The sequence below is a fragment of the Nocardia sp. NPDC057668 genome, assembly GCF_042799795.1.
In the GTDB taxonomy this organism is placed as follows: Bacteria; Actinomycetota; Actinomycetes; order Mycobacteriales; family Mycobacteriaceae; genus Nocardia.
Window position 1 is genome coordinate 355006 of record NZ_JBHVIC010000003.1, and the last position, 18446, is coordinate 373451.

Consider the following 18446-nt stretch of genomic DNA (forward strand, 5'->3'; position numbering starts at 1 on the left):
ACCCCGTGGCCCTCCCCCCCCCCCCGCCCCCTCCGCGGGTCAGACATCAACCCTCGGCGCGGGGGGGCCCCCCCTGCCCCGGGGCCCCCCCCCCCGACCGGTGAGCGTCAGTGGCCCTGCAGCTTTTCCTTGACCGACTCGGCGGCATCCTTGACCTTCTCGGCCGCGTCGTCGACGTGCTGCTTCACCTTCGAGGAACCCTGATCGGCCTTACCCTCGGCCTTCAGATCCTCGTCACCGGTCAGGCTGCCCGCGGCCTCCTTGGCCCGGCCCTTGAACTCCTCGGCCTTGTTCTCAGCTGCACTCATGGCGTTCCTTCCACTCTGCGGATGTGGTTTGCGAACGACGTCGGTGACGTTCCGATCACGCCATACCCGGGTTCGCCCGATTCATACCTTCTGAGTTGATCAAGGTTTCTGACGGGCGGACGGCACCGCCAAGATCAGTCGGCGTACCGGTGGGTCAGCAGCTCAGCGTGCGCCAGCCGACATGAACGCATACCCCATAGCGCGTCGAGCAAATCGGTCGGTCCACGCGGGCGAGGGGCAACGAGGACCTGATTCGGTCTCGACCGAACACACCGCCAGAAGCACTCGACGAGGTGTTGCGATAACGGCCTGAATCCGCACCGGCACCGCTCGACGAGTTCTACCGAACGCCCGGTCGCGCCTGACGCTTGACGAACCCGTTTTCGGTTCACGCGATTTCGTGGTGGATGCACCCGCGGACGTCTAGACCGTCGCTGCAATGCGCAGGACGTACTCATCCCCCGCTGATCGCGCCGAGATCGCGAGGGCATCCGGTGTCGGCGACCGGTGTTAGGTTGCCGCACATGGATTTCGAGCTGCCGCATCCTGGCGTGTTGTGGGTCAGAGCCGTGGTCACCGACCTGTTGTTCGCCGCATTCCCGGGAGATGTGTACGAACCTGGCGAGTTGGCCGAGTGTGTCGGGGAGACAACGGTGGTCGCCGGTGGGCGCCTGGACACGGAGGATTGTGCGGGCAACTGGTTCGCTCTCGTCCGATACCCGGGCGATCGCGCCGTACTGTTCGGGTGGGATCGTGAAAACGACGTCTACGACAAGCCGTACGACCCCAGAGCCGTTGCACCGGAATGGGTTCGCGCCATCGAACTGAAAGCGCATCACCCGCGTGTACTCACCGCGGATGCCGTGAGCTTCGTACGCTGGTGGGAGAACGACCACTGGTCCTCCACCCCCACCGAATACGACGACGGTCTCTACATGTGCCTGCACGAAAACGCGGGCCCAGCCGGCCTTGCCCACCGGGTCGAACAAGCCCACGAGAACGCCGCAAATGTGGCCTTCGATGACGACACCCTCGAAGACCTCGACCACGTGGGTCTCGACGAACTGACACGCCTGACCGAGGCGGCCGAACGTCACGAGGTACGCGAGGAAGACCTGAGTTTCCTCGAACCCGAAGTCGCCCGAGCCGCCTACGACTACCTACGCCAGGCAGGGATCACCTTCGGCGCCCCACAGACGGTCGAACCGTTACCGAACCGGCTGACGCTGGGACCAGCGGAAAGCGAACGCTGCACACCAATGAGAAGCCTTGGAATGTCAGTGGCCGTATCGGTCCGAGCGCAGCGGAACGTCCGTTTCTGCTGATTTCTTGAGTGAGCGGCAAGCGACGCTCGCCAGGCGAGCCGATTCAGTCCCTCCCCTGCCACCCACGACGCACGACCCAGAATTCACCCTCCTCGATCAAATCCTCCACCATGCCGACCGGAAAGAATCCGACGAGGTAGGCGTCCGAGCCCAAGCCGAGTTCGAGCAAGAGCACACCCTTCTCCCGGCACAGCTCCCCCGCCAAACCAAGAAACCGCTCGATATCCTCGTCCTGATCGACGTCGTCACGGTGGTCCTCCCACCATTCCCACGACATCGACGTAGGACAAAACCTGAGGGACGCCAACACATCCCGCGCCATTTCCGGATCGCTTGCTGCATCGATGTAGCCCATGAGCCCGGCATCTATCAAGCCGCCGGAGAGTGCAACCAATGCCTGTTGGTCCTCGACCGCGGACCTGACCGCGGTCGAGACAGACGGCTCACGTGGGAGCAATCGCTCACAGACCGTGATCAAGCGAACGCGCTCCATCGCAACAACTCCCGGATCTCAACTTCTCAACACCTGGACATCATCTCTACCAATGGCAGTCGACATGTATCACGGTCGGCGTCGATGGAAATGCACCCATCCGCCATATGGTGCGCTGACCGAACCGGCTAGCGGGCGAGCCGGATGTCAACAGGTCGAGCCGATCTGACGCCGGCCGAACGCACCCTCGTGCCGAGTTGGGGCCTTCGCCCTTCGCAGCAAAGATCCGGTTGATCATGCGTCTGAGGCGCTGGGCGTCCGCTTCTGCTGGCGGGCCCGGGCGGTCAGCGCGTACCAACCGATTTGTGTCGGTGCGAATGCCTAGGTTCGACACCATGACCATGGCTGCGATCGAGTACCGAACCGGAGATGCCACCGCACCCAGCATCAACGGACCCGCGATCATCGCCCACATCTGCAATGACGCCGGTCGCTGGGGCAAAGGCTTCGTTGTCGCGGTGTCCGCCCGCTGGGGGCAACCCGAACACGCGTTCCGGGACTGGCACAGGCAACGACATGCCAACGACTTCGGCCTGGGTGCCGTCCAATTTGTCTCGGTCGCGCCTGATCTCCACGTAGCCAATATGATCGGGCAACACGGCATCCGAACCAGCGCCGGAAACCCACCAATCCGATATGACGCCATCGACCGATGCCTGGGCCACGTGGCCGATTTCGCGGCCCTGTCGAACGCGTCCGTGCATATGCCGCGAATCGGGTGCGGATTGGCGGGCGGTACCTGGGACCGAATCGAACCGCTCATCAACGATCGACTCTCCAGCCGGGGTATCACCACGGTGGTTTACGACCTGGAATGAAGGAAGCATTTCACTTAGCCGGAACGGCCGAGCAGCAAGGTCTACGTCCTGCTCCGCCGCAACGCCACCGACCGAACCGGTTACCGCTGGCAGCGGAAGAGCAGCTCGCCGTGCCGTATCCGGCCGCCGAACACACCGAGCTACAGATGAGCGCGCACCATCAAGCTGTTCGGCCGGCCTCGCCTACCAGGTAGTCGTAGTGTTCGATCGCCGAGCCGGATAGCTTCGACCTGTCGATTCCGGACAACACTGCCGCGATCGTGCCGCTCGGTGCTCCCGAGTCGACAATCGCGCACGCGGCGTTCAGCTCGGACTCCATTGCGGCCGGCGATGTTTCGACCTGCGCCGACCACAAGAGCACGTGGAGGAGCGTGGTCCTCTGCGCGAGATCGTAAGCTCCGATCTGGTCGGTGCACTCGTCGGCGGCGCGGTCTCGACGTTCGGGTGAGTCGCAGAGCAGGCCCCGAATCAACTCGAGGTAGTCCGCGGTGCCGACGGGCAAATCGACCCCTTCCGTGCACGATCCGATGGGTGCCTGATTCTGCCCGACCGGCCCTTGCGCATCCATATGGGCCCCGTTGGGGCATTACGTACTGTCGAACCCCGTTCGCGAGCCGACGGCATTGCCCGCGCGCCCTCATCGACGCTCCGCGGGCATGCCGTTCGCGTCCCGCCCTACCCCTCGCGGGTGAGCACCACCAACGGCAGCGGCCGGTCTACCTTCGACTGGAAATCCGCCAGCAGCGGGTTGTTCGCCAGGACCCAGGCCGCGAACTCGTCGTACTCCGCCCCTTCGAGAACCCGCCCGATCGCGCGGTAGGTCTCATCCCGCAACTCGATGGTGACCTGCTGATTCGCCTTGATGTTGTACCACCAGGCCGGGTACTTGTTCTCGATGAACGAGCTCACGTACATCACCTCGCCCCGGTACAGCGGCCCCAGCGGGGTCGTGTGCTGCTTCCCGCTCTTGGCTCCCGTGGTGGTGAGCAGAATGAGGTCGCCGCCCGCGTAGGCGCCGCCGACCTTGCCGGAGTTCTCCCGGAACTCCTTGATCACGTCGCCGTTCCAGTCGGCGATGCCGCCCTCCCCGTCCCACGCCTGGTTCCACGGCGCGTCCGGGTCGTTGTAGTCGGTGATGTCGGGCTGTCCCGCGGCTTCGATTTCGCTCATGAGATGAGTATTTCCAGCAGATAGGACAACTACGGTCCTAGTTGGACCGGAGATCGCGAAATTCTTTCGAACGGGTCGCCGACCAGCTCCCCGCTGCGGTAACTCGCCGGCAGCTGCGCGGCGCGCGAGAACGATCCCGCCCAGGGGGCTCTCGGCCGAGTTCACCGTCCGCTCGGCTTCGACAACGAAGCCGCCGTCGCCGAGCCACCCGCGCATTCGACCGTGCTGTCGCCGATGAACATGGAGATACATCGGATAGCCGCCGTCCTCTTGGGTTTTCACCTGCGAATCAGCTCCGACATGGTAGCCGCGCAGCAGCTGACCGCGGGAGGCTCAGCACTGGCCGGAAGAGGACCCTGACTGCTCGGACGACGACCGGACGGCTCTACTGCTCCGCATCCCACTCATCCTCCAGTCGTTCAATCCGCCGCCGGTACAACGGATTCGTCAAAACGAGTTCCACCCAACCGGGTTCGGCCACCACGCCGATAATGACATCCGGTAGTTCCCAGCCGGTCTCGATCCGAGGGTCGACCATGCTCCACATCGGCGGTCCCAACTCACCGGCAAGTAGATCGGCCAGCCTCGAATAAGGTTCTGCCACTGCCGCATCGGCGGCCAGCTGCGGTCCGGAGTCCGCGACGTATACCGAGATCTCCTCGATATCCTGACCGGCCAACGCCAACGCGGGCGCAAGACGTGAATTGGTGTACGCGTTCGCGCGCGGCTCCGCGACGCCGAGATCGGTCGCGAAGATGACCGCCACGTCGTCCTCTCCCACCTCACGCCACCCGGCGGCCTCGCAGAAGCTACGTACGTCGCCCAGGGTCCAAGTCCAGCCGAACGGAACGGCAAGCCGCACGATACGCACCGCCCCCTCGAGGTCGACAAACAAGGTCATTGCCCCAGCGACAACGATTTCACCGCGCAGCAAAGCACGCACATCGCTCCGGAAGTTCCTGTCCCGCTACGCTATCGAAGGCCGCAATAGGCTTCATCGAGTGAGCTTCAGATTGGCGGCCTATGCCGTCTGCATCGAGCGGGGCCGCGTCCTGCTTGCCCGTCATGTCGCCAGCCAGGGCGAACCCACGTGGACGCTGCCGGGTGGCGGGGTCGAGCACGGTGAGGATCCCTTCGACGCGGTGACCCGCGAGCTTCGCGAGGAAACCGGCCTCGAGGGGGCTGTCGAACGCCTACTGGGCGTGGATTCGAGGATGATTCCCGCGGCGGCGGCCCGCGCAGGGGTCGACCATCAGAACGTTGGAATCTTCTACCGCGTCCGCATAATCGGAGGCCTGCTCAGAGCCGAAACAGACGGGGCCACGATCGATCCGACCTGGACACCGCTAGGTCAGGTCAGCGGCCTGCGCAGATCCTCTCTCGTCGACACGGGCATGAGTCTGGCGCAAACTGTTCCGCCGACCGGCCACGTCCCGCCCACTCCATACGGTGGCCTGATCCAGCACTGACGGGCCGCGGTCACCGATCGCCCGAATCAACCAAGGCTCTAGGGTGCTCGAAAGCCACAGGCACGGAGGGGATTTGTCATGAAGCGAATACGTTCGTCACCGATCGGCATCGCGCTGCTGGTGATCAGCACGGTCGCGACCTGGGCGAGCGGCAGCGCTCTGGGCGGGATCGCCGTTCTGGGGGTGGCCGCCGTCGTGGTGTTCGTAAGAGCGCTGCGCGCCGAACAGCGCAAAGCCGAAGCACTGAAAGCTCAAACCGCAGGCGACAATACGCCGCCCCCGAGCTGAAGGAACCGGCACTCTCGTTGAGCCCACGCGCCGACCTTGCCCGCCGGCGCCTCGGCGTCTCCCCCGCTGAAGAGCTGCGGGTACTGGGATATATTTTGCCGCAAGCAATTTCACAGCAGCCAGTGGGAGACTCGACGTGGATCCGCAGCACTCGCATCAAGGTGAACCTCTCGGCGCAGGGCAAGGCGAGGCCGCGCGAGTTCCGCTCTACAGTCCCGAATTCGCGGCGGACCCACACGGGCACTACCGGCGAATGCGCAGCGAGTACGGATCGCTGGTGCCGGTCGACATCTGGCCGGGAGTGCCCGCGACGCTGGTCATCAAGTACGCGACCGCGATTCGAATCCTGAACGACCCCAGCCATTTTCCGGCCGACCCACGACAGTGGCAGCGGACCGTGCCCGCCGACATCCCCATCATGCCGATGCTCGAGTATCGGCCCAACGCCCTGCGCACCAGCGGTCGCGAGCACGCCCGCTACCGTCAAGCGCTGACCGACGCGCTGGCCGGCGTCGACCTGAACCTGGTGCGTACCAGCATCGAACGCTCCGCGGCGTCGGTCATCAATGGCTTCGCCACCGTCGGCCGCGCCGACATCCTGAGCCAATACGCGCTGCCGATGGTGTTCTCCGTCTTCTGCGAGATCCTGGGCTGCCCGCCCGAGATCGGGCAGCGGGTAGCCGCCGCCCAGGCCGCCATGTTCGACGGGGTGGACACCGAGACGGTCAACGCCGCGATGGGTGCGGCACTGTTCGACCTCACCCGCTTGAAACGTGCCCACCCGGGGGAAGACATCACGACCAGGCTGGTCCAGCACAGCACTGCGTTGACGGACGAGGAGATGATCCACCAACTGGTGCTGCTCTTCGCCGGCGGCATCGAACCCTCGTTCAATCTCATCGCCAACACACTGCTTCTGCTGCTGACCGATGCCCGTTTCCTGAGTTCGGCCGATGCGCCGCCCCTGTCAACCGGCACGGCCATCGACGAACGGCTGGCGACCGATCCACCGATGGCGAACTTCTGCATCACCTATCCGCCGCGCCCGATGACCATCGACGGGCAGTGGCTGCCGCCGCACCAGCCCGTCATCATCAGCATGACCGCGTGCAACACCGACCCCGCACTGACCCAGGGTTTGGGCATCAGCGTCGACAACGGATGGAACCTGGCCTTCAGCTCGGGCGATCATGCGTGCCCCGCACCCGCACGCCCGTACGTTCGGGTGCTCGCCCAGGAAATCATCGACCAGCTCCTCGACCATCTGCCCGATCTCGAACTCGAAGTGCCGCAACATGACCTGGTGTGGCGTCCCGGCGGCTTCCACCGGGCCCTGACCGAACTACCTGTGACCTTCGCCCCCACGCGCTACCTGTTCCCTACCCCATAACCACCGTCCACTCGCGCATCGCCGCACGATCGAAGCCAGCGATCGTGCGGCTCCGCACGCCCTCGGCCAGGGCTGGGAATGTTCACCACGAGCATCCACAGAATTTGTGCGACCATACAATTCGTGACTCGCAGGTCGAATCAAGCACTGCCGCAGCAACTCACGAGCGCAGCATGCTCGATGGTCGCCGGTCGGCATCACGCTTTCCGCACGTGCCCGCGAGCCGATCACTCTCCCTGCCAGCGCGATTCGGTCGCGTGCGGCGACCGTGCCGCGGCATGGCGTAATGGTGAGTGGTCCGTCGAACTTCCGACAGGCGATCGCCCCGCCCCGACCCTCGGTCATCACCGTGGCATGACTCATGCCACGGCGTCCCACCTGGGAACTCCGGGCATCGCGACCGCCTCTTATGCCCGCGGCATCACCTGCCGATCGGGTGAACCGAACAAGTAGGAGACGGATCATGCACCAGCACCAGGAGCAGCGCTCGCTGGCCGATATTCTGCGCCACGGCAGCCTCGAATTCGACCAGCAACTGCAGAAGATCCTCGTCAACCCCGACTACGCGGTCACCGAGACGCAAAGCCAGCAGCAGCGGCGGCAGAACGCCTACGACCAGCTGGCCAACCTGGCGCAGGAAGTCGGCGGCACCCGAGACATCGCGATCGACCTGCCGCGACTGTTCGCGATCTTCGATTGGGCGGCGGTGCTCGCGACCGACCTGGTGCCACTGATATCCGGGCACTACAACCTGGCCACCGGCAGTCTGTCCACCCTCACCGATTCCGACACCGCCGCACCGTATCTGCGCGATCTCGACGACGCCTCCAGCATCGGGGTCATGCTGTTGACCGAGTTCGGATGCGGGTCCAACATCCAGTTCATGCAAACCCGCGCGACATGGAACGGCACGGGTTTCACCCTCCACACCCCGACCCCGCGCGCCCGAAAGTTCATGCCCAGCATCGGCATCCCCGTGTCCCGGGTATGCGTGGTGGGCGCACGCTTGATCGATTCCACCGGCACCGATCACGGCGTGCACGCCTTCGCAGCACGACTACGCGGCCCCGACGGCGAAGTCGCGCCCGGGGTGACGATCACCCCGCTCGACCACCAACCACTGGTCATCATGGACAACTCGGTCATCAGCTTCGACACCTTGCGCCTCGAGCGCGCGGCATGGCTGAGCAACGACCTCGCCACCATCGACGACAACGGTGTCCTGACCTGGCGCGACGAAGACAGTCGCCGCCGATCGTTCGCCTCGGCGACGAGCCAGCTCACCGTCGGGCGGCTGGCGCTGGCCTCGGCGCTCAACTCCACCGCGCGGGCGTCGCTGTACATCGCCCTGCGCTACGCCGCCAAACGCGCGGTGCCCCTCACCAAATTCGACACCCCGCACATGATCGAACTACCGCACGTGCGCGACACCCTGCTCACCGACCTGGCCGGCACCCTCGCCCGTACGCTCTACGGCAACGCGGTCAAAACCCAGCTCGCAACCAGCGACCTCACCGGTCACGACACCGTCGTAGCCGTCATGCTGGCCAAGCACTACATCCAACTGCACGCCCTGGACACCGTCACCCACTGCCGCATTCGGATGGGCGCACAGGGGATGTTCAGCGCCAACCGGATCGCCGACTACCTCGGGGTCTGCCACGGCGGAATCACCGGCGAAGGCGACTGCCACGTCATGGGCTCCTACGGCGGCCGAGTCCTGGCCAAACACCTGGCCGGCAAGCGTCCGCCCGAAACCCGGATCTACGACCCCGCCGACGAGAGCGAGCAGCTCGGCCTCTTCCACGCGCGCACCCTGACGATCGTCGACGAGACCCAGCAATACCTCACCACTCCCGGGCTCGACGCGCGCATGGCTGTCATCCCCGAGGCGCTCTCCCTCGCCGAGGCATACTCCGCCGAGGAAGCTCTGCAGATCCTCCACCGATACGCGGACCACCCCGAGATCGCCGCCGTGCGTGCGGTGTTCGCGCTCTCCTACCTGTCGCAACACGCCCTGTGGTACCTCAACCACGGCATGCTCGACCTCGCGGCGGTGAACACCATCGAACAGAATCGCCGCGCGGCGCTCGATACCCTCGCCGACCAGCTGCCCGCGGTACTGGACGCTCTCGGACTGGACGACGAAAAGCTGGGAGCCCCAGCACTATCCGACGACATCCCGGGTGCCTGGGAGTCTCGCTGCCACACCGCGTAGCTCGATCGGCTCGTGCCGTCACCGGCTGTTACAGGCTCGGTGGCGGCGCGACGGCCCGAGACTGATCGGCGACCGCGATTCGACGCCTCATACTGCCGATTGCGCCCACCAATTGGTCGACAGGTCACCGGACTTCGCCTCGAACAACCTCCGAGCGTTTGGCCGACGCCACCTCAGCAAAGATCGATTCGTCAGTCGACAGGCCCTCGGGCAGTCAGCACGGTCCGGAGCACATGCTCCACCGCGGATTCGAACAACGCTCCCCGTAACTCATCTCGCGTGGCGAGATTGCGGGTGGCCAGATCCAGCACCTGATCGGGGGTGAGGCGGCGTACCACCAGGGCGGCTACCTCCTCCAGATCCAAGTCGCTGTTCGCGTTGTCCAGCCTGGTCAGGGCGAACGAGAGCACGATCTCCTCGTCGGTCATGGTTCGCCTCCCTCGTTCGAATGTCGGCCACTCCGGACCGGACGGGCTCAATTCTACGACCGCCTGGCGATCAGTTCACCCCGCTGTTGGGTGCCGGAACCGCACACCGGCCGGCGAACCGTTGCGTACCGGCCAGCCGGGTGATCGAACCTTGAAAGGTGCGCGATCTGCGCATTCCTACCCGAGTACAGCCAGGGCGAGCCTGCGCGCGGTCTCGAGTTCCCTATCGTCGCCGAACAATTCGCGGCGGACATTGCCCGCGGTGAGCAGTGCGTCGAACGTGAAGGCGTCCGCGGACGGATCCGCCGAACCGGCTGCGGCGAACTCGGATTCGAGCAGTTCGAGCCACTCCCGTTTGAGCCGGCGCACCGCGTCCGCCACCGGGCCGCGGCGATGGCCGTACTCGACCGAGGTCGCGGCCACGAAACAGCCGCCGGGGAACACGCCGTCGAGCAGGTAGGCGATCCAGGAGTCGACCAGCGCGCGGAGCCGGCGGTCTCCGGGCTCGTGGTCCCAGGCCGGGGCGATGACGGTGGCCTGATAGATGCGGCGCGCTTCGGCGACGGCCGCGACCTGGATCTCCTCGCGGGTGGCGAACACCGTGAGGATGCCGCTCTTGCTCAGGCCCGTCGCGGTGGCGAGCGCGCCGACCGTGATCGCGTCGAGGCCGTGGGTGGTGGCGATCTCGGCGGCCTTGCGCGCGGCGGTGCGGCGCGTCACGTCGCCGCGGGCGCGGCGGCCGTCAACGGGAGAGACCATCCGGCGATTTTATACGACCGTCTGGACGTAAATACTCCGCCTCCGCTACGTTCGAGGCGAGACATTTACGACCGGTTGATCGCATAGTTCAGGAGCCAGATATGTCAGACGAGTCGCCGTCCACCGCCTCCGAGTCACCCGCCGCACCGCTCCTACAGGACGACATCGAAATCGGCGCCCCGCTCGAGCAGGTCTGGGAACTGGTCAAAGACGTGCGCCGGATGGCGGACTGGAGTCCCCAGGTGAGCTCGACGCGGCTGCGCAAGGGCTTCGACCAGGTCGAACTGGGCGCGCAGTTCACGAGCCTCAACAGCGAAGGCGGCTTCGACTGGGTGACCCACGGTGAAGTCGTCCGCTTCGCGGACCAGCGGGAGCTGGCCTTCCGCATCGAAGAGAACTGGGTCATCTGGTCGTACACGCTCGAGCGGGCCGGGGCCGACGGCACCCGCCTCACCCAGCGGCGAGACACCCCGGAAGGCATCTCGCCCCTGTCCAAGCAGTTCACCGAGAACTACCCGGGCGGGAACGACGCCTTCACCGCGGGCATGCGCGCCGGTATGCGCCGGACCCTGGAGAACATCAAATCCCAGGCCGAGCGCTGACACTCACCGGCGGTGCGTCCAACAGGACCACCCGTCCTTCCGCGAATCCGGCCGACCGGATCATTTTGTAGCGGAACGAGAATGGGCAGGAACCAAGGGGCACGGCGACTCGGCACCCGGGTTCGCACGTCTCCGATGCGGCAGAATCGCCCCAATGGAGCCCTCCCGGTACCTCGACCTGATACTGGCCGACAGCAACACATTGCTCGCGTCCGCGCGGCTCGATCCCGGCGCGGCCGCGCCCTCGTGCCCGGGGTGGACGGCCGCGGACGTGGCGGGGCACGTGGCCCAGGTGTACGAGCACAAGGTGCTGTGCATGACCCTGGGCCACGAACCGCCCGCCGAGGAGCGGAAACCCCTGCCGACGCCGGGTCCGGCGCTATGGGCCTTCTTCATTTCCACACGAGATGCGTTGCTGGAGCAACTGACCGAACGCGGCCCCGCCCAGCCGAGTTTCACCTGGTTTCCGCCCGACCAATCCGTGGGCTTCTGGTTCCGCAGAATGGCGTTGGAAACGGCCATCCACCGCGTCGACGCCGAACTCGCAACCGGCACAAACACAGCCATCGATCCGGACCTTGCCGTAGCCGGCATAGACGAGATGATCGACTTCCTCACCTACGACTTCGGCGATAGTCCAACGCTCACGGCAGGCGCGAACCGCACCGTCCGGCTTCAAACCCACACCCGCCGCTGGGCACTCACTCTCCGCGCCAACGGGGTCGACCGCGCGCACGAAGACACGCCCCCGGACGCGCAGATCACCGCGACACCGGAAGACCTGCTCCTGCACCTGTGGAATCGCGACCCCGGCAATGCACCTGTGACCGAGTGGGGCGATCCAGCGGCCCTGGCCACCCTTGCGGCTCGAATCAGCGAGGAAACTCAGTAGGATGCAACGGTTTTCGTAGCAGGGCACCCGGCAGGAATCGACCGCCCGGCGTCGAAAGCATTGCAGGCGAAAACGAATTGGAGGAACCTCTTGTGAGCCCGTCGCACCGGATGTCCATCGAAGAGCACACCGTGGCCGACACCACCGCCGGACCCTATGCCCTGACCACCGGTCCGGACGGCGCACTGTGGTTCACCCTCGTCCACAGCGGCCACATCGGCCGGCTGGTCCCCGGCGAGCAGCCGGCGACCCACCGGGTCACGCCAGACAGCGGGCCGACCATCATCACGCCCGGCCCCGACGGCGCGCTGTGGTTCACCGAGTACCGCGCGGACCGGATCGGGCGAATCACCACCGACGGCGTCCTGCGCGAGTTCGACGTACCCGCCCCCGGCTGCGGACCGTTCGGCATCGCGGCAGGACCCGACGGTGCGCTGTGGTTCACCGAGACAGCGGCCGACCGGATCGGGCGAATCACGGTCGACGGTCACATCACCGAGTTCCCGCTCCCCGTCACCGGCGCATTCCCCTCGGCGATCACCGCGGGTGACGACGGTGGGATGTGGTTCACCCTCAACCAGGACAACGCCATCGGACGGATCGGTATGGACGGTGCGGTCGTCCTGCACCGGCTTCCGACGGAGGCGGCAGCACCGGTCGGGATCGCCGCCGGTCGCGACGGCGTGCTGTGGTTCGTCGAGATCGCCGCCGGGCAGATCGGCCGGATCACTCCGGACGGGCAGATCACCGAGTTCCCACTGCCCGACCGCACCGCCCGGCCGCACGCGATCACGGTCGACGCCGACGGCACCCCGTGGTTCACCGAATGGGCCGGCAATCGCGTCGGCACGATCACCTCGGACGGTTCCCTCACCGCCTATGACCTCCCGACCCCCAACTCCGAACCACACGGCATCACCCTCGGCCCGGACGGTGCGCTGTGGACCGCGCTGGAGATCGGAGCCCTCGCCCGTGTCTCCACGAGCACCCTGTGACCGAGTTGGAGTCGGAACGCAAGCAGGTCAGGCGGAGCGCATCTGGTTGCGACGCAACTCTTCTGGCCGTGCGGTCGCGACCAGCCCGACACCGCCGGCCACCAGCAACACCAGTCCGATGACAACACCGATCCGGCCGGACGAACGCACGTTCGCGGCGCCTTCCACCCTGTCGTCGTAGGTGGTGTCCCAACTGTTGCCGCTGCGATAGCTGTAGCTATGGCAGATGTCCCCCGATTTCATCGTGCTACCACCGCATTCGAGATTGTCCGACGGCGAATTCGCGGCCCAGGCCCACGCGCCCAAGGCGACCAGGACGGCACCGATGATCGCGACCGCTTTCGCGATGCCGCGGCCCTTCGGCGGCTGCTGGGGTGCGGCTACGGACTCCGGGGTGGATGCCTGTGCTGCCGTGGCGCGCCCGGTGCCATCGGCTGCCGAATGCTCGGCAATCGCCTCGATCGTGCCGGGGAAACGGTTCTCGGTAGGCGGGGTCAGCCCGTTCGCATGCAGGGTCAGTTCCTGACTCGACCCTGACTCCCGCGCCGTCACCCGCACGACGGAATCCACGTCGACCTGGCAGCTGATCTCGATCGTCACCGTGCCCGCCGCGCCGGAAGGCATTCCGGTGAGCCGCATTTCGCCGAGCAGACTGTTCGCGAGCGCCACCGGGTGCTCGCCCTCGAACACTCGGATCAACACCGATCGCTGATCCCGCGCCGTCGTCGTGACGGTCAGCGAGCGGCGGGTCTCGATGGTCGATCCGCGTTCCACCAGCACGTGCAGGCGGCCGTCGGCCAGCTCGATTCCGATACTCCGCCGGGCCGTGTCCAGCAGAATCAGGTCGCGGTTCTCACCCCGCAGCACGGCCGCCTGCAGCGCGGCGCCAGCCACCACCGCCTGTTCGGGAAGAATCCGGCGAGCAGGTTCCCGCCCGGTCTCCTGGCGAATCATGGCGGCGATGGCGGGAATTCGCGCACCGCCGCCCACCAGCACGACCTCGTCCACGGCGTCGACGTTCCACGACTCTTTCAGCACGGTGCGCACCGCATCCCGGCAGCGATCGACCAAATCCGCTGTGGACCGGTCGAATTCGGTCCTGGATACCGCGTCCTGGAGCGTCACCGGCTCCCCCGCGGCGTCATTGATGATGTACGGCACCGTGAGGTCGGCGCTCTGCGCGCTCGACAGCGCGACTTTGGCCGACTCCGCCGCCTCGAGCAGTCGCCCCATCACGACCGTGTCCACGCTCGCATCGACCCCGTACCGCAGTCGAATGGCCTGTACCAGTCGATCGGCGATCCGCCGATCCCATGCGCTCCCACCGAGTTCCGAATCCACCACCACGGCGCCCATCTCGGCGACACCGTCCTGGGCACTGACCACCGCGACCTCGCACCCCGCACGCCCGAGATCGATGATCACCGCGGTGCGCTCCTGCTTCGCGCCCTCCGCGGCCCACCCCAGACCCGCCGCGGCCGTCGGGGAAACCACGCGCACGGCAGAAAATCCCGCCGATTCGCAGGCGAGCACCAGCCGACGCCGACCGGCATCCGAATCAGCCGCCCGGTTCGACACCACCACGCCGGTAACCGCTTGCCCGAGCTGCTGTTCCGCGTCCCGGCGCAGCGCGGACAGCAACTCCGACTCGGCGAACCGGCCCGCGCGCAGCAGGGCAGCCGTGCCTTCGGACGGCGGGATGAGAACGGTGCGCCCGCCCTCCACCGTGGCTGCCAGCGCCTTCGACGTACCCAGATCGATGCCGATCATTCGACTCACGTCTCCCCCAACCCTCTGACGGTCGAGGCCAAATCTACTGCAGCCTCCCGACCAGGGCCGGACCACCATTGCCGGTCGATATGTGGTGGAGTCACGCCGCGCGCTCCGGCCCTGGAAGTCGGTGACCTCGCACGCGGTGTCGAAGTGAACAGCGCGGTCTGACAACCTGTCTCGCAGCAGCAATGTCCTTCCGGTGAATGGATCACGTTCGACATGGACCAACAGCAGACCTTGATTCGCGCTCTGGTCGACGAGGTCTCGGCCCAAGCCCCGCCGGGCTGGTCGACCATGGACCTCTTGTTCATCGCCGCGGGCAGAAGCTTGCGGTACGAGGTCGAGCTCGACATCGACGCCGCACCCCGGATCCACCCGCACGCCACGGTCATGGCCCTTCGCGACGCGATGTACCGCCCGGGGCGAGGCACATGGTTCAGCATGCGCCTCGAGATCGCGGCGGGCGAGGTCACCACGATGTTCGAGTACGGGGACCCGGGACACCCGTTGGGCGCGGCCTTGGAGGAAGACCTCGTTCTCTACCCGCGCGACACGGTCCCCGGGTGGATTGCGACGGCACTCGCCGAACCGGCCGGGCCGGCAACCGCACATCGCACGCACGCGGAGATGGCTGCCGCGACACCAACGACCGCTCGGCACGACACCAACTCACCGCTCTTTCAAGCCGTGCTGAACGCGTTCGAGCCCGATGAGCCGAGCATGGTCTACGCGAAACTCACCCGGAAGAAACAGTCCGACGCGACGCCCGCCGAGATATTCATCGAGGTCGGCACGGACGGCTACGAGACGCGCCGAGTCGAGGTCTTCCCCGACGGCTCCGCCGACAACGCAAGCTTCGACTTCGACGGGGAGCGAACTCGCATCGATCCGAATCCGGTGCTGCCCTTGACAGAAACGGTCGATGGCCGACTCTTCGTCCTGGAGTCGATCGCACCTTCGGAGTTCCAAGCCGAATGGCTCGCCGTGGAAGGCCTCGATTAGCCGCTCACGGTTGTAGCCCGCAGTCCAGTTTTCCGGCTGGAGCAAGCAGTCTCGATCTCCTCGCAATTTCATTGCCAAATGTGTGGCCGATGTCCTCCCGGGCACAACCGATTTCGCGTTGCTCTTCGCATACCATCACGAAGTCAGCGGAGATCTGCGCGACCGAAACGCACATTCATAACTCGGTAACCGTTGCCCGCCATATCATTCGAAGATGGAGCCAGCAGCCGGACCGGCGTTCGGGGTCGGGGAGCCCATTGTTCGCGTCGGTTGTTCACCGGGCGGATTCCTGCTGCCCATCGCCAACGCACTCGGGATCGCGGCTGCCGTCTGGTGGCTCGACGACGCTCGGCTCGTGTTGCCCGAGGGGTGGGGCGGGTGGGGCGCCGCACTGGCATTCGCGGGCGCGGGGCTGTTGTACGCGCTGTTCGGGCTGGGCCAGCTGGTTGCTTTCATGCTGTCCCCGATCCGAATCCACGTCGGCGGGATCAGCGAGATCGCGTCGAACGTGCTGAAATGCTGGCTGCTGACCGTCGTCTGTAAGTCGGTGGGTTACGGGGTGGATTTTCGAGGCGTGTGGACGATTCTCTGGGCCGGAGTCATCGTCGCGGCCGTGCGCTTCGTCTTCGGTGCGCGCACCGGTTTCGAGGACTAGCGCGACCGGCATACCTTCACGGCCGAACCGCAGAATGCGATCTTGATACGCTGCCCGCACCACGAGCGGTCGGGCGGAGAGGTTTGGTATGGGAGTCTGGGGTCCGGGGAACTTCGACAGCGACACCGCGGCGGACGGGCTCGGGGAGCTGACGGATCTGCTCATCGGGAACATCAGCGAGCAGTTTCAGGACCCCGAGGACGACACCCCGCTCGAACCCGACGAGTGGGGTGGGGACATGGTGCCCGCCTGGCTGGAAGTGCTCGTACAGTTGGCCGAACCCGCAAGGGTGGGAACGACATTCCCGTCGGTGGCGGTGCTGGGCGAGTGGCGGGAGCGGTACCTGCGGGTGTGGGACGGATACATCGACGAGCTCGGGCCCGACGCGGAATTCAAGACCGCGCGCCGAGCCGTGCTCGCCGGCACGTTCGATCGGGCCATCGAGCTGGCTACCGTCCGCGAGCGAGAGATGAACGGCTAGAAGCGATGTCGAGGCGGCCGGCGGCGCGAGCGCAGACCGCCTCGAGACGGCTTCGGGATCAGGCGGCGGCCGGGTTCTCCAGCACGATCGCCACACCCTGGCCCGAGCCGATGCACACCCCGATCGCCCCGTATCGCGCATTGCGTTCGCGCAGTTCGGTGGCCAAGGTCAGCACGTACCGGGCGCCGGTCGCACCGAAGGGATGGCCGATCGCCACCGCCCCGCCGTTGGGGGTCAGCTTCTCGTCGGGAACGGTGAAACCGCCCAGCTGATTGGGAAGTTCGCGCAGCACGCCGAGCGCCTGGGCACTGAACGCCTCGTGCACCTCCCACACGTCGATCTGCTCGGGGGCGAGACCGGCCCGCTGCAACGCCAACGGCAACGCCCACGCCGGGGCCAGACCCATGAACTGCGGATCGATCCCGTACACGGCGGATGACACCACCCGGGCCAGCGGCTCCACACCGAGTTCGGCCGCGCGCTCGCCCGAGGCCAGGATCAGGGCGCTGGCACCGTCGGTCAACGGCGTCGAGTTGCCCGCGGTCATCTGGGTCGTGCCGGGCTGCGGACGCAGCGCGGCCAGGCCCTCGGCCGTGGTGTCCGCCCGGATGAACTCGTCGTGTTCGAACAACCGCGCGGGCGTCGTGCGGGTCCCGGCGATCTCAACCGGCATGATCTCCTTGGCCAGTCGGCCCGAGTCCCTGGCCGCCAACGCATTACGCTGCGTGCGGAGTGCGAACGCGTCGATCTCCTCGCGCGTCATCCCGTAGCGGTCGGCCACTTTCTGCGCGGTCTCGATCATTCCGATGTAGGCGTTGCGCGCCAGCAGCGTCGGATTCGCCGGACCACCGGCCCCCGCCCACATGGTGTCGAGCAGGATCTGCGGCCCACGCGGCCCGAAAGCGCTGTCGCCCTTCATATACGCCCAGCCCGACCGCGACATCGACTCGACGCCGCACGCGATCCCGACACCCAGATCCCCGGCCTTGATCGCGTGCGCGATATTGACCGTCGCGCTGAGTGAGGACCCGCAGAACCGGTTGATCGTCGCACCGGCCGCGGTGTCCGGAAAACCGGCCGCCAGCGCGGCCCAGCGCGCGACATCGCCCATTCCCTCGTGCGCGGGATTCACACAGCCCGCGATGATGTCCTCGATCTGATCCAGACCCACGCCGACGCGCTCGCACGCGCCCTTCATGGTCATCCCCAGCAGGTCGTCGGCCCGAATGTGCGACAGCGACCCGCCGTATCGAGCGAACGGGGTCCGAACACCACCGAGCACGAACGCTTCCGTCATCACATCTCCTTCGATCGTTCCTCGAAGCTGCATAGACCAAGCCAGCGTTTTCGATCTTGCCAGCCAGTGCGAGGTTCCACGCG

At 66.2% G+C, this 18446-nt stretch carries 21 protein-coding genes; 12 read left to right on the top strand and 9 right to left on the bottom strand.

Annotated features, from left to right (window positions below):
* Positions 1-107 precede the first annotated feature (107 nt).
* Positions 108-308, bottom strand: a complete 201-nt coding sequence (locus ACFVBH_RS20170; RefSeq protein ID WP_354990460.1) for a CsbD family protein — start codon at positions 306-308, stop codon at positions 108-110.
* A 524-nt stretch (positions 309-832) separates the two neighbouring features.
* Here ACFVBH_RS20170 and ACFVBH_RS20175 point away from each other — a divergent pair.
* The gene (locus ACFVBH_RS20175; RefSeq protein WP_379003310.1) at positions 833-1633 is read left to right on the top strand and encodes a hypothetical protein; all 801 of its coding nucleotides are present in this window, start codon (positions 833-835) and stop codon (positions 1631-1633) included.
* A gap of 43 nt (positions 1634-1676) precedes the next feature.
* Here the strand turns inward: ACFVBH_RS20175 and ACFVBH_RS20180 are convergent, their stop codons facing one another.
* Positions 1677-1988 (bottom strand): hypothetical protein, encoded by a 312-nt coding sequence (locus tag ACFVBH_RS20180; RefSeq protein WP_379003312.1) that lies wholly within the window; start codon positions 1986-1988, stop codon positions 1677-1679.
* 473 nt (positions 1989-2461) lie between these two features.
* Here ACFVBH_RS20180 and ACFVBH_RS20185 point away from each other — a divergent pair, with 473 nt between their 5' ends.
* Entirely contained in the window at positions 2462-2944 is a 483-nt protein-coding gene (locus tag ACFVBH_RS20185; RefSeq protein ID WP_379003314.1) for a macro domain-containing protein, read from the top strand.
* A 160-nt stretch (positions 2945-3104) separates the two neighbouring features.
* On the opposite strand, the gene ACFVBH_RS20190 is transcribed toward ACFVBH_RS20185, so the two are convergent.
* The 3 genes from ACFVBH_RS20190 to ACFVBH_RS20200 form a co-directional block, all read right to left on the bottom strand.
* Positions 3105-3512 carry a hypothetical protein gene (locus ACFVBH_RS20190; protein ID WP_379003317.1) on the bottom strand — a complete coding sequence of 136 codons (408 nt, stop codon included), beginning with the start codon at positions 3510-3512 and terminating at the stop codon, positions 3105-3107.
* 107 nt (positions 3513-3619) lie between these two features.
* Positions 3620-4114: a nitroreductase/quinone reductase family protein gene (locus tag ACFVBH_RS20195; RefSeq protein ID WP_379003319.1), complete on the bottom strand. Its 495-nt coding sequence runs from the start codon at positions 4112-4114 to the stop codon at positions 3620-3622.
* 385 nt (positions 4115-4499) lie between these two features.
* Positions 4500-5057, bottom strand: a complete 558-nt coding sequence (locus ACFVBH_RS20200) for a DUF6301 family protein (protein ID WP_379003321.1) — start codon at positions 5055-5057, stop codon at positions 4500-4502.
* A gap of 58 nt (positions 5058-5115) precedes the next feature.
* On the opposite strand from ACFVBH_RS20200, the gene ACFVBH_RS20205 reads away from it, so the two are divergent.
* The 4 genes from ACFVBH_RS20205 to ACFVBH_RS20220 all read left to right on the top strand — a co-directional run bounded on the left by ACFVBH_RS20205 (position 5116) and on the right by ACFVBH_RS20220 (position 9479).
* Positions 5116-5583 carry an NUDIX hydrolase gene (locus ACFVBH_RS20205; RefSeq protein ID WP_379003323.1) on the top strand — a complete coding sequence of 156 codons (468 nt, stop codon included), beginning with the start codon at positions 5116-5118 and terminating at the stop codon, positions 5581-5583.
* A gap of 78 nt (positions 5584-5661) precedes the next feature.
* The gene (locus tag ACFVBH_RS20210; protein ID WP_379003325.1) at positions 5662-5871 is read left to right on the top strand and encodes a hypothetical protein; all 210 of its coding nucleotides are present in this window, start codon (positions 5662-5664) and stop codon (positions 5869-5871) included.
* Positions 5872-6124: 253 nt separating this feature from the next.
* Entirely contained in the window at positions 6125-7261 is a 1137-nt protein-coding gene (locus ACFVBH_RS20215; protein ID WP_379003327.1) for a cytochrome P450, read from the top strand.
* 463 nt (positions 7262-7724) lie between these two features.
* Positions 7725-9479, top strand: a complete 1755-nt coding sequence (locus ACFVBH_RS20220; protein WP_379003330.1) for a hypothetical protein — start codon at positions 7725-7727, stop codon at positions 9477-9479.
* Between the two features lie 191 nt (positions 9480-9670).
* Here ACFVBH_RS20220 and ACFVBH_RS20225 read toward each other — a convergent pair whose 3' ends face one another.
* Positions 9671-9907 carry a hypothetical protein gene (locus tag ACFVBH_RS20225; RefSeq protein WP_379003332.1) on the bottom strand — a complete coding sequence of 79 codons (237 nt, stop codon included), beginning with the start codon at positions 9905-9907 and terminating at the stop codon, positions 9671-9673.
* A 177-nt stretch (positions 9908-10084) separates the two neighbouring features.
* A complete protein-coding gene (locus ACFVBH_RS20230; RefSeq protein ID WP_379003334.1) occupies positions 10085-10666 on the bottom strand; it encodes a TetR/AcrR family transcriptional regulator in 582 nt (193 codons plus the stop codon).
* Positions 10667-10767: 101 nt separating this feature from the next.
* On the opposite strand from ACFVBH_RS20230, the gene ACFVBH_RS20235 reads away from it, so the two are divergent.
* The 3 genes from ACFVBH_RS20235 to ACFVBH_RS20245 all read left to right on the top strand — a co-directional run bounded on the left by ACFVBH_RS20235 (position 10768) and on the right by ACFVBH_RS20245 (position 13155).
* Complete coding sequence (locus tag ACFVBH_RS20235) at positions 10768-11268, top strand: SRPBCC family protein (RefSeq protein ID WP_379003336.1); 501 nt, start codon at positions 10768-10770, stop codon at positions 11266-11268.
* Positions 11269-11422: 154 nt separating this feature from the next.
* Positions 11423-12160 carry a maleylpyruvate isomerase family mycothiol-dependent enzyme gene (locus ACFVBH_RS20240; protein ID WP_379003338.1) on the top strand — a complete coding sequence of 246 codons (738 nt, stop codon included), beginning with the start codon at positions 11423-11425 and terminating at the stop codon, positions 12158-12160.
* A gap of 110 nt (positions 12161-12270) precedes the next feature.
* Positions 12271-13155 carry a virginiamycin B lyase gene (locus ACFVBH_RS20245; RefSeq protein WP_379004549.1) on the top strand — a complete coding sequence of 295 codons (885 nt, stop codon included), beginning with the start codon at positions 12271-12273 and terminating at the stop codon, positions 13153-13155.
* A gap of 27 nt (positions 13156-13182) precedes the next feature.
* Here the strand turns inward: ACFVBH_RS20245 and ACFVBH_RS20250 are convergent, their stop codons facing one another.
* Positions 13183-15309 carry an Hsp70 family protein gene (locus ACFVBH_RS20250; protein ID WP_379003342.1) on the bottom strand — a complete coding sequence of 709 codons (2127 nt, stop codon included), beginning with the start codon at positions 15307-15309 and terminating at the stop codon, positions 13183-13185.
* 60 nt (positions 15310-15369) lie between these two features.
* Between ACFVBH_RS20250 and ACFVBH_RS20255 the strand changes: the two genes are divergently transcribed.
* The 3 genes from ACFVBH_RS20255 (at position 15370) to ACFVBH_RS20265 (ending at position 17066) form a co-directional block, all read left to right on the top strand.
* Positions 15370-15930, top strand: coding sequence for a DUF6881 domain-containing protein (locus ACFVBH_RS20255; protein WP_379003344.1), 561 nt, complete (start codon positions 15370-15372; stop codon positions 15928-15930).
* A gap of 214 nt (positions 15931-16144) precedes the next feature.
* Positions 16145-16585, top strand: coding sequence for a hypothetical protein (locus tag ACFVBH_RS20260; RefSeq protein ID WP_379003346.1), 441 nt, complete (start codon positions 16145-16147; stop codon positions 16583-16585).
* 88 nt (positions 16586-16673) lie between these two features.
* Entirely contained in the window at positions 16674-17066 is a 393-nt protein-coding gene (locus ACFVBH_RS20265) for a DUF4259 domain-containing protein (RefSeq protein ID WP_379003348.1), read from the top strand.
* Between the two features lie 58 nt (positions 17067-17124).
* On the opposite strand, the gene ACFVBH_RS20270 is transcribed toward ACFVBH_RS20265, so the two are convergent.
* Positions 17125-18363, bottom strand: a complete 1239-nt coding sequence (locus tag ACFVBH_RS20270) for a thiolase family protein (RefSeq protein ID WP_379003351.1) — start codon at positions 18361-18363, stop codon at positions 17125-17127.
* Between the last annotated feature and the right edge of the window lie 83 nt (positions 18364-18446).